This window comes from Pantoea sp. Cy-639, assembly GCF_011752525.1.
In the GTDB taxonomy this organism is placed as follows: domain Bacteria; phylum Pseudomonadota; class Gammaproteobacteria; order Pseudomonadales; family Pseudomonadaceae; genus Aquipseudomonas.
Window position 1 is genome coordinate 1 of the sequence record NZ_VWXI01000007.1, and the last position, 13339, is coordinate 13339.

The following is a 13339-nucleotide window of genomic DNA, read 5'->3' on the forward strand; positions in this document are numbered from 1 at the left end:
TTCGTGAGTGAGGGACAGTGCTTTTGCTAGGCGCATAAAAAATCCGATGCTCGTTTCCAAGCATCGGATTTTGCGGCCTACGGGCTAAAGCTCAAAGCGTCAGTCTTAACTGACTGGCATTAGCCACCAGGGCCTCCCTTTTTCATGCAGCGGTCAGGCTCAGAACAGGACGCGAGAGCGGATGGTGCCCTTGACGTGCTGCAGCTTCTCTTGTGCAAGGTCCGAGTATTCGGCATCCACGTCGATCACCACGTAACCGACCTTCTCGTCGGTCTGCAGGAACTGGCCGGAGATGTTGATGCCGTTTTCGGCGAACACCTTGTTGATCTCGCTGAGCACGCCCGGGATGTTCTCGTGGATGTGCAGCAGGCGGTGCTTGCCCGGGTGCGCCGGCAGGGCTACTTCCGGGAAGTTGACCGACGACACCGAGGTACCGTTGTCGCTGTACTTGACCAGCTTCTCGGCTACTTCCAGGCCGATGTTGGCCTGGGCCTCGGCGGTGGAACCACCGATGTGCGGGGTCAGGATCACGTTGTCCAGGCCGCGCAGCGGGCTTTCGAACTCTTCGTCGTTGGAGCGCGGCTCGACCGGGAACACGTCGATGGCGGCGCCGATCAGGTGCTTGTCCTTGATCGCGGCGGCCAGGTGGTCCAGCTCGACCACGGTGCCACGGGCAGCGTTGATCAGGATCGCGCCTTTCTTCATCGCGCGGATTTCCTTCTCGCCGATCATCCACTGGGTGGATGGCAGCTCAGGGACGTGCAGCGAGACGATGTCGGCCAGACCCAGCAGTTCGGTCAGGCTGGTGACCTGGGTGGCGTTGCCCAGCGGCAGCTTGGTCAGCGGGTCGTAGAAGTACACCTGCATGCCCAGGCTCTCGGCCAGGACCGACAGCTGGGTACCGATCGAGCCGTAGCCGACGATGCCCAGTTTCTTGCCACGGATCTCGAAGGAGTTGGCCGCGCTCTTGATCCAGCCGCCACGGTGGCAGGAAGCGTTCTTCTCGGGGATGCCGCGCAGCAGCAGGATGGCTTCGGCCAGCACCAGCTCGGCGACCGAACGGGTGTTGGAGTACGGTGCGTTGAACACCGCGATGCCGCGTTCGCGGGCCGCGTTCAGGTCGACCTGGTTGGTGCCGATGCAGAAGCAGCCTACCGCGACCAGTTTCTTCGCACAGTCGAAGACCTCTTCGGTCAGCTGGGTACGAGAGCGGATACCGATGAAGTGGGCATCGGCGATCTTTTCCTTCAGCTCGGCGTCCGGCAGCGAGCCGGTGAGGTATTCGATGTTGCTGTAGCCGGCAGCCTTGAGGGTGTCCACTGCATTCTGGTGGACGCCTTCGAGAAGAAGGAACCTGATCTTGCTCTTGTCGAGAGAAGTCTTGCTCATCTGCTTAAACCTGTATCCCGGAGAAAAATGGCGAGAGGGGGTGAAGCGGCGCGGCGTCGGGCCTTAGCACGAACGGCGGGAGGGCTATGCTAGCATACGCGACCCGGTCTGAGCTTATCCCGACAGGTGAAGCGTGCTCAGGGTGACTATGAATAAGTCGAGAGTTCCAGCGATGACCCAACGTGCGGTAATTGATGAGCTGATGACCCTGGTCGACCCTGGCAAGGTCCTTGTCGATCCCGCCTCGCTCGAGGCTTACGGCAAGGATTGGACCAAGCATTACCCGCCCGCGCCGAGCGCCATCGTCTTCCCCCGATCCATCGAGCAGGTTCAAGCCATCGTGCATTGGGCCAACCGGCACAAGATCGGCCTGGTGCCCTCTGGTGGGCGCACCGGGTTGTCGGGCGCGGCGGTGGCCGCCCACGGCGAAGTGGTGGTGGCCTTCGACGCCATGAACCAGATCCTTGCCTTCGACGAGTTCGACCGCACCGTGACCTGCCAGCCGGGGGTGATCACCCACCAGTTGCAGCAGTTCGCCGAGGACCACGGGCTCTATTACCCCGTGGACTTCGCCTCCTCGGGCTCAAGCCAGATAGGCGGCAACATCGGCACCAACGCCGGCGGGATCAAGGTGATTCGCTACGGCATGACCCGCAACTGGGTGGCAGGCCTGAAGGTGGTCACCGGCAAGGGCGAGCTGCTGGAGCTGAACAAGGACCTGGTCAAGAACGCCACAGGCTACGACCTGCGCCAGCTGTTCATCGGTGCCGAGGGGACGCTGGGCTTCGTGGTCGAGGCGACCATGCGCCTGGACCGCGCGCCACGCAACCTCACCGCGATGGTGCTGGGCACGCCCGACTTCGACGCGATCATGCCGGTGCTGCACGCGTTCCAGGGCGCGCTCGACCTGACGGCGTTCGAGTTCTTTTCCGACAAGGGCCTGGCCAAGATCATGGCCCGCGGCGACGTGCCGGCCCCGTTCGCCAGCGACTGCCCGTTCTATGCCCTGCTGGAGTTCGAGGCCAGCAACGAGGCGGTGGCCAGCCAGGCGCTGGCTACCTTCGAGCACTGCGTCGAGCAAGGCTGGGTGCTGGACGGCGTGATGAGCCAGAGCGAGACGCAGTTGAAGAACCTGTGGAAGCTGCGCGAGTACCTGTCCGAGACCATCTCCCACTGGACACCGTACAAGAACGACATCTCGGTCACCGTGTCGAAAGTGCCGGCGTTCCTGCGCGATATCGACGCCATCGTCGGCGAGCATTATCCCGACTACGAAGTGGTCTGGTATGGCCATATCGGCGATGGCAACCTGCACCTGAACATCCTCAAGCCCGAACACATGACCAAGGATGCTTTCTTCGCCTCCTGCACCAAGGTCAACAAGTGGGTGTTCGAGACGGTCCAGCGCTACAACGGCTCGATCTCCGCCGAACATGGCGTGGGCCTGACCAAGCGCGACTACCTGGGCTACAGCCGCTCGGCGGATGAAATCGCCTGCATGAAGGCGATCAAGGCGGTGTTCGACCCGAACGGCATCATGAATCCGGGTAAGATCTTCGCTCCCGAATAAAAAGCAGTATCCACAGGAGTCGGCCATGAGTTACCAGCACCAGTACGTAGACGGCACCCGTATTCACTTCCCTCTGGGCAAGGTGGTGTGCATCGGCCGCAACTATGCCGAGCATGCCAAGGAGCTGGACAACCCTATCCCCAGCGAGCCATTGCTGTTCATCAAGCCAGGCAGTTGCGTGGTGCCGCTTGAGGGAGGCTTCAAGATCCCTACCGAGCGTGGCTCGGTACACTACGAGGCGGAAATCGCCGTGCTGCTGGGCAAGCCGCTGTCCACGCATCCGTCCGAGGAAGAAGTGCTCGATGCCATCTCCGGCTATGCGCCGGCGCTCGACCTGACCCTGCGCGATGTACAGGCCAGGCTCAAGGAGAAGGGCCTGCCCTGGGAACTGGCCAAGAGCTTCGACGGTGCCTGCGTGCTGCCGCCGTTCGTGTCGGCCGGTACCTACGAGGACCTCGCCGATATCGGTATCCGCCTGACCGTCAATGGCGATGTGCGCCAGGACGGCAACAGCGCGCTGATGCTCAACCCGATCGTGCCGATGATCCAGTACATGGCGGCGCAGTTCTCGCTGCAGGCTGGCGACGTGATCCTCACCGGCACCCCGGCCGGCGTGGGGCCGTTCACGGTCGGCGATGAACTGGTGCTGGAACTGACGGGCGTGAGCCGGTTCGAAGGCCGGGTGCTCTGACCCGGTAGCGGCGACGGTACGCACCTGCCGTCGCCGGTATTGCCGTTTTTTTCACAAACGATCCGGATAATCCAGAAATTCCCGTATCTTTGCCGGCGATGGGCTAACCTTCCCCGCATTTCCAGGATCCGTATCAATGGCCACCCCTTCCAATACCTCCCATCCGCCAGTTCCCAAGCGGCGCTTGCTGCGTCGCTGGTCGACCTGGCTGGTCGCCGTGGCGATCATCGCCTATGTCCTCGTGGCAGCCATGCACTGGGACGACCGCGGGCTGCTATGGATAAAGGAAGGCTTCGAGACCCAGGCCGAGCGCCAGGAAAGCATCTGGTTGCCGGACTATGTCGTGGACATCGACGCCAAGCCGTTGCCGGGCATGGAGCGCGACGAGGCGTCGGACCTTGCGTTCAGCCCGCACACCCGCACGCTGTTCACCGTCATGGGCAAGCACCCGTTCCTGGCCGAGCTCACGCTCGATGGCGACGTGCTGCGCAAGATTCCCCTGGTCGGTTGGTCCAATCCGGAAGGCGTGGCCGTGCTCGAGGACGGGCATATCGCAATCGTCGATGAACGCAACCATGACCTGGTCATCGTCAAGGTGGATGCCAGCACCACTTCGCTGAACCGCGCCGACTATCCAAGCCACGACCTGGGTGATGGCGACAAGGGCAACAAGGGATTCGAGGGCATTGCCTGGGATGCCATGCGCCAGCGCCTGATCATTGGCGAGGAGCGGCCGCCGAAGCTGTACACCTGGAATACCGATGGGCGTAGCCCGCTGCAGGGCGACAAGCAGCCATTGCCGAACGATGAGCTCGACCTGCGCAACCTGTCCGCCCTGAGCGTCGATTCGCGCACCGGCCACCTGCTGGTCCTGTCGGCGGATTCCAACCTGCTGCTGGAACTGGACGAGAAAGGCGACCAGGTCAGCTTCATGACCTTGCTCGGTGGTTTCAATGGCTTGAAGAACACTATCCCGCGTGCCGAAGGCGTGGCCATGGATGACCAGGGCACCCTGTATTTCGTCAGCGAACCCAACCTGTTCTACCGTTTCCGCAAGCCCTGAAACCCGGGTTGCGCATGAGGCATTAAGCTTCGCTTCAGTTGGCGATGGTTAGATGCCGGCTCCTTTCGCCAAGCTTGCCCTCATGCGCCGTCATCTTTCCCATCGCCTGATCCTTGTCTACCTCGCCTGTGTCGCGCTGTTCGTCGTGGGCGTGACAGGACAACACCTGCGCTTGTTCGAGCGCGGCTGGTTCAACCTGCGGACCTGGTGGCAGCCAGCCGAGCAAGGCATTGGCCTGGAGCGCTACCAGGCCGTGATCCAGGCGCAACCGATCGACGGGCTGGACGACGACCTCTCGGCGCTGACCTACGACCCGGACCGCAAGACCCTGTTCACCGTCACCAATGCCCGATCCGAGCTGATCGAGCTGTCGCTGGACGGACGCATCCTGCGGCGCGTGCCGCTGACCGCTTTCGGCGACCCTGAAGCGGTGGAGTATGTGGCGCCCAACAGCTACGTGATCACCGACGAGCGCGAGCAACGGCTGATCCGGGTGCGCCTGGATGACGCTACGCAGGTCCTCGACGCTGGCACTGCCGAGCAGCTTTCACTGGGCATTGGCCTGAACGGCAACAAAGGTTTCGAGGGGCTGGCCTACGACTCGACCGGCAAGCGTCTGTTCGTGGCCAAGGAGCGTGATCCGATGGTGATCTACGAGGTGCACGGCTTCCCGCATGGCGACCCTGAAAAGCCCTACGCGGTGCATGTGGCGCAGGACCCCAAGCGTGACCGGCGGCTATTCGTGCGCGACTTGTCGAGCCTGCAGTTCGACGAGCGCAGTGGGCACCTGCTGGTGTTGTCGGATGAGTCGCGCCTGGTGCTGGAGCTGGATGTGCACGGCAGGCCGCTGAGTACCCTGTCGTTGAGCAAGGGCGCTCATGGTTTGCGGCGGACGGTGCCACAAGCGGAGGGCATGGCGATGGACGAGGCGGGGACCCTGTACCTGGTCAGCGAGCCGAACCTGTTCTACGTGTTTCGCCAACCCTGATGCCATCGCGGGGCAAGCCCGCTCCCACGCCAGTCCTTAGAGAGCTGCGTGGGAGCGGGCTTGCCCCGCGATACGCTCTGGCCTGTTTACTCGGCCTTGAGGGTCTTCACGCCTTCACCGGTGCCCAGCAGCAGCACGTCGGCCGGGCGAGCAGCGAACAGGCCGTTGGTGACCACGCCGACGATGGCGTTGATCTGGCTTTCCAGCTCCACCGGGTTGGTGATCTGCAGGTTGTGCACGTCCAGGATGACGTTGCCGTTGTCGGTCACCACGCCTTCGCGGTAGACCGGATCGCCACCCAGCTTGACCAGCTGGCGCGCCACGTGGCTGCGGGCCATGGGAATGACCTCGACCGGCAGCGGGAAAGCGCCCAGCACTGGCACCAGCTTGCTGGCATCGGCAATGCAGATGAAGGTACGGGCCACTGCCGCGACGATCTTCTCGCGGGTCAGGGCCGCGCCGCCGCCCTTGATCAGGTTGAGATGGGCGTCGCTCTCGTCGGCGCCGTCGACGTAGAACTCCAGCTCGCTGACGCTGTTCAGCTCGTACACCGGGATGCCATGGCCCTTCAGGCGCTGCGCGGTGGCCTCGGAGCTGGCGACGGCGCCGTCGAAGGCGGTCTTGTGCTGGGCCAGGGCGTCGATGAAGAAGTTGGCGGTCGAACCGGTACCGACGCCGATCACGCTCTTCTCATCCAGCTTGGGGAGGATGAGGTCGACAGCGGCCTGGGCGACGGCCTGTTTGAGTTGGTCCTGGGTCATGCGGGCTCCGGGTGGGGCAGGGCGGGTTGCAAAGTTGCCTAGTATAGCGGCTCCCGCGGCTTTGCTGTGGTCGCCCGACGTAGCGCTGCGGTAGACTCCCAGGCCTTGTCCCGCGGCCCAGTGATGCTTTCCGATGCTCGAACAGTACGTCAAGAAGATCCTCACCTCGCGCGTCTACGACGTTGCCGTCGAAACCCCGCTGCACAGTGCCGGCCAGTTGAGCAAGCGCCTGGGCAACACGGTCCTGCTCAAGCGCGAGGACCTGCAGCCGGTGTTCTCGTTCAAGATCCGCGGGGCCTACAACAAGCTGGCGCAACTGAGCGCGCAGGAACTGGCCCGTGGCGTGGTCACCGCCTCGGCCGGCAACCACGCCCAGGGCGTGGCCCTGGCGGCCCGCGAGCTGGGGATCAAGGCCACCATCGTGATGCCCAAGACCACCCCGGAAATCAAGGTCGAGGGTGTGCGCTCGCGCGGCGGAAAAGTGGTGCTGCATGGCGACTCGTTCCCCGAGGCCCTGGCCTATTCGCTGAAGCTGGTCGAGGAGAAGGGCTTCGTCTATATCCACCCCTATGACGATCCGCACACCATCGCCGGCCAGGGCACCGTGGCCATGGAGATTCTCCGCCAGCACCCGGGCCAGCTGGACGCGATCTTCGTGCCGGTAGGCGGCGGCGGCCTGATTGCCGGCATCGCGGCCTATGTGAAATACCTGCGCCCGGAAATCAAGGTGATCGGCGTCGAGCCGGACGACTCCAACTGTCTCCAGGCCGCGATGGCGGCGGGCGAGCGCGTGGTGCTGCCGCAGGTCGGGCTGTTCGCCGATGGCGTGGCAGTGGCGCAGATCGGCCAGCACACCTTCGACATCTGCCGTCACCATGTCGACGAGGTGATCACCGTCAGCACCGACGAGATCTGCGCGGCAATCAAGGATATCTACGACGATACCCGCTCGATCACCGAACCTGCCGGTGCACTGGGCGTGGCTGGGATCAAGAAGTACGTCGAGCTCAAGGGCGTGTCCGGGCAGACCCTGGTGGCCATCGATTCGGGCGCCAACGTCAACTTCGACCGCCTGCGCCATGTTGCCGAGCGTGCCGAACTGGGCGAGAAACGCGAGGCGATCATCGCCGTGACCATCCCCGAGCGTCCGGGCAGCTTCAAGGCCTTCTGCGAGGCCATCGGCAAGCGCCAGATCACCGAGTTCAACTACCGCAAGCACACCTCGGACGAGGCGCACATCTTCGTCGGGGTGCAGACCCATCCGGAGACCGACCCTCGCGCGGCGCTGGTGCAGCAACTGAGCGAACAAGGCTTCCCGGTCATCGACCTGACCGACAACGAACTGGCCAAGCTGCACATCCGCCATATGGTCGGCGGCCACTCGGCGGGGGCCAGCGACGAGATGGTGCTGCGCTTCGAGTTCCCCGAGCGCCCGGGGGCACTGTTCAATTTCCTCAACAAGCTGGGTGGGCGCTGGAACATCTCGATGTTCCACTACCGCAACCACGGCGCCGCCGACGGGCGTGTGGTCGCGGGCCTGCAGGTGCCGGAGGATGAGCGCCAGCAAGTGCCGGCGGCGTTGGCCAAGATCGGCTATCCGTACTGGGACGAGACCGAGAACCCGGCGTACCGGCTATTCTTGGGCTGATCGCGCCTCGATTCTGGCCGTGGGAGCGGGCTTGCCCCGCGATGAGGCGCTAGCGAAACAGCCTGTTGAAGGACAACTTGCACATGGAACACCTGACCACCCTCAAGACCTTGCACATCCTGGCCACCGCCCTGTTGCTGCTAGGCGGCCTGGGCCTGGCGATCTGGACCTGGCTGGCCCGGCGCAAGGGCGATGCCGATGCCTACGGCAAGCTGCTGCGGCGGCCGTTGGTGTTCGTCTGGCTGCTGATGGGGCTGTGCCTGATAAGCATGCCGTTCACCGGCTGGTGGCTGGTGCACTTGGTCGGCTGGCCCCTGGGGCAGACCTGGATACTGGCTTCCAGTGTCATCTATACCGTCGGCGCGTTCGCCGTGTGGTGGTTGCTGGTACGCCTGAACCGCCTGCGCAAGGCCGAGGTGACAGGATTGAAGTTCACTTTGGCGCTGGCCCTGTTCAGTGGCGTGTGCTTCCTGTCCATCGCCGGGCTGATGGGCGCCAAGCCGGTCTAAGGCCCTGCATCCAGCCGGCAGAGCCAGTCTTGCCGGCACGCTCGAAGGTCATCGTCAGCCAGGCAGGCGCCTGCTGGCGATCCCTTGGCAATGAGACGGGCAGCCAGTGTCCCGATCGAGCAAACAAAGGCCAGCCTCATACACAGATTTCATCTCGCCGCACATAAGCTTGGCGGGCGCGTTGCTGCACGCTCGGGCTTTGTGGAACAATGCGGCGACATGCGTTTGCGAGGTTGCTGCCGTGATCGACCCGGATGGTTTTCGCCCCAATGTCGGGATCATTCTCACGAATGATGCCGGGCAGGTGCTATGGGCTCGACGGATCAACCAGGATGCCTGGCAGTTCCCCCAGGGTGGCATCAACCCTGACGAGACGCCGGAAGACGCCCTGTACCGCGAGCTGAACGAAGAAGTTGGCCTTGAACGCGATGATGTGGAAATTCTTGCCTGTACCCGTGGCTGGTTGCGTTATCGTTTACCCCAGCGCCTGGTGCGCACCCACAGCCAGCCGCTGTGCATCGGTCAGAAACAGAAGTGGTTCCTGCTGCGCCTGCTGAGCAATGAGCAACGCGTGCGCATGGACCTGACTGGCAAACCGGAATTCGACGGCTGGCGTTGGGTCAGCTACTGGTATCCGCTGGGCCAGGTGGTGACATTCAAGCGCGAGGTGTACCGCCGCGCCCTGAAAGAGCTAGCCCCGCGCCTGCTGACGCGCGACTGACGACGGAGTCCGACCCCGAGCCATGCTCAATACGCTGCGCAAGATCGTCCAGGAAGTGAACTCCGCCAAAGATCTCAAGACGGCGTTGGGGATCATTGTCTTGCGCGTCAAGGAAGCCATGGGCAGCCAGGTCTGCTCGGTCTACCTGCTCGACCCGGACACCAACCGTTTCGTGCTGATGGCCACCGAGGGCCTGAACAAGCGTTCCATCGGCAAGGTCAGCATGGCCCCCAACGAGGGCCTGGTCGGCCTGGTCGGTACCCGCGAGGAACCGCTGAACCTCGAGAACGCTGCCGACCACCCCCGCTACCGCTATTTCGCCGAGACTGGCGAAGAGCGCTTCGCCTCCTTCCTCGGCGCGCCGATCATCCACCACCGGCGGGTAGTCGGGGTGCTGGTCATCCAGCAGAAGGAGCGCCGCCAGTTCGACGAGGGCGAGGAAGCCTTCCTGGTCACCATGAGCGCTCAGCTCGCCGGGGTCATCGCCCATGCCGAGGCCACCGGTTCGATCCGTGGCCTGGGGCGCCAGGGCAAGGGCATCCAGGAGGCCCGTTTCGTCGGCGTGCCGGGTTCGCCCGGCGCGGCGGTCGGCCGCGCCGTGGTGATGCTGCCGCCTGCCGACCTTGAAGTGGTGCCGGACAAGACCGTCGAGGACATCGACAACGAACTGAACCTGTTCAACAACGCCCTCGAAGGCGTGCGCGAGGACATGCGCAAGCTGTCGGCCAAGCTCGCCGCCCAGCTGCGCCCCGAGGAGCGTGCGCTGTTCGACGTGTACCTGATGATGCTCGAGGATGCCGCCCTCGGTGGCGAGGTGATCGAGGTCATCAAGACCGGCCAGTGGGCCCAGGGCGCCCTGCGTCAGGTGGTCGGCGAGCACGTCAGCCGCTTCGAGCTGATGGACGACGACTACCTGCGCGAGCGCGCCTCCGACGTCAAGGACCTTGGTCGACGCCTGCTCGCCTACCTGCAGGAGGCCCGTTCGCAGTCGCTGGTCTACCAGGACAACACCATCCTGGTCAGCGAGGAGCTGACGCCCGCCATGCTTGGCGAGGTGCCCGAAGGCAAGCTGGTCGGTCTGGTCTCGGTACTCGGCTCGGGCAACTCCCATGTGGCGATCCTCGCCCGGGCCATGGGCATTCCCACGGTCATGGGCCTGGTCGACCTGCCGTATTCGAAAGTCGACGGTATCGAGCTGATCGTCGACGGCTACAAGGGCGAGGTCTACACCAACCCCGGCGAGGTGCTGCGCAAGCAGTACGGCGACGTGGTCGAGGAAGAACGCCAGCTGGCCCAGGGGCTCGACGCCCTGCGCGAGCTGCCGTGCATCACCCCGGACGGCCACCGCATGCCGCTGTGGGTCAACACCGGCCTGCTCGCCGACGTGGCCCGTGCCCAGCAACGTGGCGCCGAAGGCGTTGGCCTGTACCGCACCGAAGTGCCGTTCATGATCAACCAGCGCTTCCCCAGCGAGAAGGAACAGCTGGCGATCTACCGCGAGCAGTTGCAGGCCTTCCACCCGCGCCCGGTGACCATGCGCAGCCTCGACATCGGCGGCGACAAGTCGCTGTCGTACTTCCCGATCAAGGAAGAGAACCCGTTCCTCGGCTGGCGTGGCATCCGCGTCACCCTCGACCACCCGGAAATCTTCCTGGTGCAGGCCCGTGCCATGCTCAAGGCCAGCGAGGGCCTGAACAACCTGCGCATCCTGCTGCCGATGATTTCCGGCATCCACGAGCTCGAAGAGGCCCTGCACCTGATCCACCGTGCCTGGGGCGAAGTGCGCGACGAAGGTACCGACGTGCCGATGCCGCCCGTGGGCGTGATGGTGGAGATCCCAGCCGCGGTCTACCAGACCCGTGAGCTGGCGCGTCAGGTGGACTTCCTTTCGGTCGGCTCCAACGACCTCACCCAGTACCTGCTGGCCGTGGATCGCAACAATCCGCGCGTCGCCGACCTCTACGACTACCTGCACCCGGCCGTGCTGCAAGCGTTGCAGACGGTGGTCAGCGTCGCCCACGAAGAAGGCAAGCCGGTGAGCATCTGCGGCGAGATGGCCGGTGACCCGGCGGCGGCGCTGCTGTTGATGGCAATGGGCTTCGACAGCCTGTCGATGAACGCCACCAACCTGCCGAAGGTCAAGTGGATGCTGCGCCAGGTCAACCTGAGCAAGGCAAAGGAGCTGCTGGCCGATGCCATGAGCCATGACAACCCGCAGGTTATCCACAGTTCGTTGCAGTTGGCCCTGAAGAACCTCGGCCTGGCGCGGATGATCGGGCCTGGGGCCAACAAGACCCTCTGAGGCCTGTAGCGGGCTTGTCCCGCGTTCAGATCTCCAGGCTGACTTCGCCCAAGTGCCCGCCAAATGGCCCGAAACTGCGTTCGACCATACGCCGGCGCCCCTGGGCATCGACGATCAGTACCGTGCTTGCCCGCGTCCCATAGTTCTGGCTGGCGATGAACACGCTCGACAGCAGTTTCTCGGTCGCCAACCCCACCCCGGTCTCCGGCAGTTCGCCGTCCGGCGCCGGCTCGGCGTCGGCCAGCATTGCCAGCAATTGCTGTGGGTCGGCGTTCGCGAGCAAGGCTTGCAGGCCACGACGCGCCTTGAGCAGCTTCGGCCACGGTGTGTCCAGCCCGGCGTTCGACAGCCCGTAGACACCCTCCGTCAACAAGCGCGGCGCTGCTTCCCGGGCGTTCAGGTAACCCAGGCGTTGGCTATCGCCGACCAGCAGGTTGAACCCCGAGTATTGCCCGCCGCGGCTGGCCACCTGGTCCAGGTAGGCCTCCACCCCCAGCCGGCCCTGCAGGAATGCGGCCACCAGTTCGCCCCGCGAGCGCGGCCCCTGGGGCCTGCCTGGATCGCGGATGTTGGTCAGCGCCGCGAAGCGCCCATCCGGCCCGACGCCCAGCCAGGTTCCACCTGCCTCCAGATCGCGCCCGGCATGCACCTGCGGCGCATCTTCCCAGGCTGCCAGGGCCTGGGCCGGGCGGGCATAGAATTCGTCGCGGTTGGCCGCGACGATCAGCGGCAGGGCGTGCCCCGGCCGCCAGGCGAATACGATCAGGCACATAGGTTGTCCCCTGTGTTTTCGGCCACTCTACCCGCGTGCCCGGCCGCGATCCATCACCTGACGCAGAGTTCACTAGAGCCACGGGCTTGGCTTCCGTTACCATGCCGGATTGTCTTTCCACTGGGGCCGCGAATGGAATTCGTACTCTACCTGCTGTTGGGTGCCTGCGCTGGCGTGCTGGCCGGGCTGTTCGGCGTGGGCGGCGGCATCATCATCGTGCCGGTGCTGGTGTTCAGTTTCACCCTGCAGGGTTTCGATCCTTCGGTGCTGACCCACCTGGCCGTCGGCACCTCGCTGGCGACCATTGTCTTCACGTCGATCAACGCCGTGCTCGAGCACCAGCGCAAGGGCGCGGTGCAGTGGCCGATCTTCGCCTGGATGACCGCCGGGATTCTCCTCGGCGCACTGGTCGGGGCCAAGACCGCCTCGCTGATCCAGGGCCCGATGCTGCAGAAGATCATCGGCGTGTTCGCCCTGGTGATCGCCACGCAGATGGCGCTGGACTTCAAGCCCAAGGCCAGTCGCGGGATTCCCGGCAAACCTGGCCTGACCGCCGCCGGCGGCGTGATCGGCTGGGCTTCGGCGATCTTCGGCATCGGCGGTGGTTCGCTGACCGTGCCATTCCTGACCTGGCGCAGCCTGCCGATGCAGCAGGCCGTGGCCACCTCGTCGGCCTGTGGCCTGCCGATCGCCCTGGCCAGCGCCCTGAGCTTCATGTGGCTGGGCTGGCACGAGGAGCGCCTGCCGGCCCACAGCATCGGTTACGTGTACCTGCCGGCGCTGGTCGGCATCGCCGTGACCAGCATGTTCTTCGCCCGCTTCGGCGCGCGCCTGGCGCACAAGCTGTCGCCACGCGTGCTCAAGCGCCTGTTCGCCGCGCTGCTGTTCTGCGTCGGCCTCAGCTTCCTTATTTGAATCAAGAGGA

General features: G+C 64.4%; 11 protein-coding genes and 1 pseudogene. 9 read left to right on the forward strand and 3 right to left on the reverse strand.

What is annotated here, in order from left to right; translation table 11 throughout:
* Positions 1–159 precede the first annotated feature (159 nt).
* Positions 160–1389, reverse strand: a complete 1230-nt coding sequence (gene serA / locus F3J43_RS10675) for a phosphoglycerate dehydrogenase (protein ID WP_166885585.1) — start codon at positions 1387–1389, stop codon at positions 160–162.
* Between the two features lie 172 nt (positions 1390–1561).
* Between serA and F3J43_RS10680 the strand changes: the two genes are divergently transcribed.
* The 4 genes from F3J43_RS10680 to F3J43_RS10695 all read left to right on the forward strand — a co-directional run bounded on the left by F3J43_RS10680 (position 1562) and on the right by F3J43_RS10695 (position 5701).
* The gene (locus F3J43_RS10680; protein WP_166885586.1) at positions 1562–2959 is read left to right on the forward strand and encodes a D-2-hydroxyglutarate dehydrogenase; all 1398 of its coding nucleotides are present in this window, start codon (positions 1562–1564) and stop codon (positions 2957–2959) included.
* Positions 2960–2984: 25 nt separating this feature from the next.
* Positions 2985–3650 carry a fumarylacetoacetate hydrolase family protein gene (locus tag F3J43_RS10685; RefSeq protein WP_166885588.1) on the forward strand — a complete coding sequence of 222 codons (666 nt, stop codon included), beginning with the start codon at positions 2985–2987 and terminating at the stop codon, positions 3648–3650.
* A gap of 136 nt (positions 3651–3786) precedes the next feature.
* Entirely contained in the window at positions 3787–4713 is a 927-nt protein-coding gene (locus F3J43_RS10690; RefSeq protein ID WP_166885590.1) for an SdiA-regulated domain-containing protein, read from the forward strand.
* Positions 4714–4795: 82 nt separating this feature from the next.
* Entirely contained in the window at positions 4796–5701 is a 906-nt protein-coding gene (locus tag F3J43_RS10695) for an SdiA-regulated domain-containing protein (RefSeq protein WP_166885592.1), read from the forward strand.
* A gap of 86 nt (positions 5702–5787) precedes the next feature.
* On the opposite strand, the gene rpiA is transcribed toward F3J43_RS10695, so the two are convergent.
* Entirely contained in the window at positions 5788–6462 is a 675-nt protein-coding gene (gene rpiA / locus F3J43_RS10700) for a ribose-5-phosphate isomerase RpiA (RefSeq protein ID WP_166885594.1), read from the reverse strand.
* A gap of 133 nt (positions 6463–6595) precedes the next feature.
* Here rpiA and ilvA point away from each other — a divergent pair, with 133 nt between their 5' ends.
* The 4 genes and pseudogenes from ilvA to ptsP all read left to right on the forward strand — a co-directional run bounded on the left by ilvA (position 6596) and on the right by ptsP (position 11642).
* Positions 6596–8110: a threonine ammonia-lyase, biosynthetic gene (gene ilvA, locus F3J43_RS10705; protein WP_166885597.1), complete on the forward strand. Its 1515-nt coding sequence runs from the start codon at positions 6596–6598 to the stop codon at positions 8108–8110.
* A gap of 83 nt (positions 8111–8193) precedes the next feature.
* Positions 8194–8619: a DUF2269 domain-containing protein gene (locus F3J43_RS10710; protein WP_166885599.1), complete on the forward strand. Its 426-nt coding sequence runs from the start codon at positions 8194–8196 to the stop codon at positions 8617–8619.
* A gap of 241 nt (positions 8620–8860) precedes the next feature.
* A pseudogene (locus F3J43_RS10715) lies at positions 8861–9316 on the forward strand (RNA pyrophosphohydrolase); the annotation flags it as partial.
* A 46-nt stretch (positions 9317–9362) separates the two neighbouring features.
* The gene (gene ptsP / locus F3J43_RS10720; protein WP_166885601.1) at positions 9363–11642 is read left to right on the forward strand and encodes a phosphoenolpyruvate--protein phosphotransferase; all 2280 of its coding nucleotides are present in this window, start codon (positions 9363–9365) and stop codon (positions 11640–11642) included.
* Between the two features lie 25 nt (positions 11643–11667).
* Here ptsP and F3J43_RS10725 read toward each other — a convergent pair whose 3' ends face one another.
* Positions 11668–12414 (reverse strand): NRDE family protein, encoded by a 747-nt coding sequence (locus F3J43_RS10725; protein ID WP_166885603.1) that lies wholly within the window; start codon positions 12412–12414, stop codon positions 11668–11670.
* Positions 12415–12546: 132 nt separating this feature from the next.
* Between F3J43_RS10725 and F3J43_RS10730 the strand changes: the two genes are divergently transcribed.
* Positions 12547–13329, forward strand: a complete 783-nt coding sequence (locus F3J43_RS10730; RefSeq protein WP_166885605.1) for a sulfite exporter TauE/SafE family protein — start codon at positions 12547–12549, stop codon at positions 13327–13329.
* The last annotated feature ends 10 nt before the right edge of the window (positions 13330–13339 follow it).

Coding starts and splice junctions, on each gene's coding strand:
- F3J43_RS10730 (WP_166885605.1), top strand. CDS start 12,547: ATGGAATTCGTACTCTACCTGCTGTTGGGTGCCTGCGCTGGCGTGCTG.
- F3J43_RS10685 (WP_166885588.1), top strand. CDS start 2,985: ATGAGTTACCAGCACCAGTACGTAGACGGCACCCGTATTCACTTCCCT.
- F3J43_RS10710 (WP_166885599.1), top strand. CDS start 8,194: ATGGAACACCTGACCACCCTCAAGACCTTGCACATCCTGGCCACCGCC.
- rpiA (WP_166885594.1), bottom strand. CDS start 6,462: ATGACCCAGGACCAACTCAAACAGGCCGTCGCCCAGGCCGCTGTCGAC.
- ptsP (WP_166885601.1), top strand. CDS start 9,363: ATGCTCAATACGCTGCGCAAGATCGTCCAGGAAGTGAACTCCGCCAAA.
- serA (WP_166885585.1), bottom strand. CDS start 1,389: ATGAGCAAGACTTCTCTCGACAAGAGCAAGATCAGGTTCCTTCTTCTC.
- F3J43_RS10725 (WP_166885603.1), bottom strand. CDS start 12,414: ATGTGCCTGATCGTATTCGCCTGGCGGCCGGGGCACGCCCTGCCGCTG.
- ilvA (WP_166885597.1), top strand. CDS start 6,596: ATGCTCGAACAGTACGTCAAGAAGATCCTCACCTCGCGCGTCTACGAC.
- F3J43_RS10695 (WP_166885592.1), top strand. CDS start 4,796: ATGCGCCGTCATCTTTCCCATCGCCTGATCCTTGTCTACCTCGCCTGT.
- F3J43_RS10690 (WP_166885590.1), top strand. CDS start 3,787: ATGGCCACCCCTTCCAATACCTCCCATCCGCCAGTTCCCAAGCGGCGC.
- F3J43_RS10680 (WP_166885586.1), top strand. CDS start 1,562: ATGACCCAACGTGCGGTAATTGATGAGCTGATGACCCTGGTCGACCCT.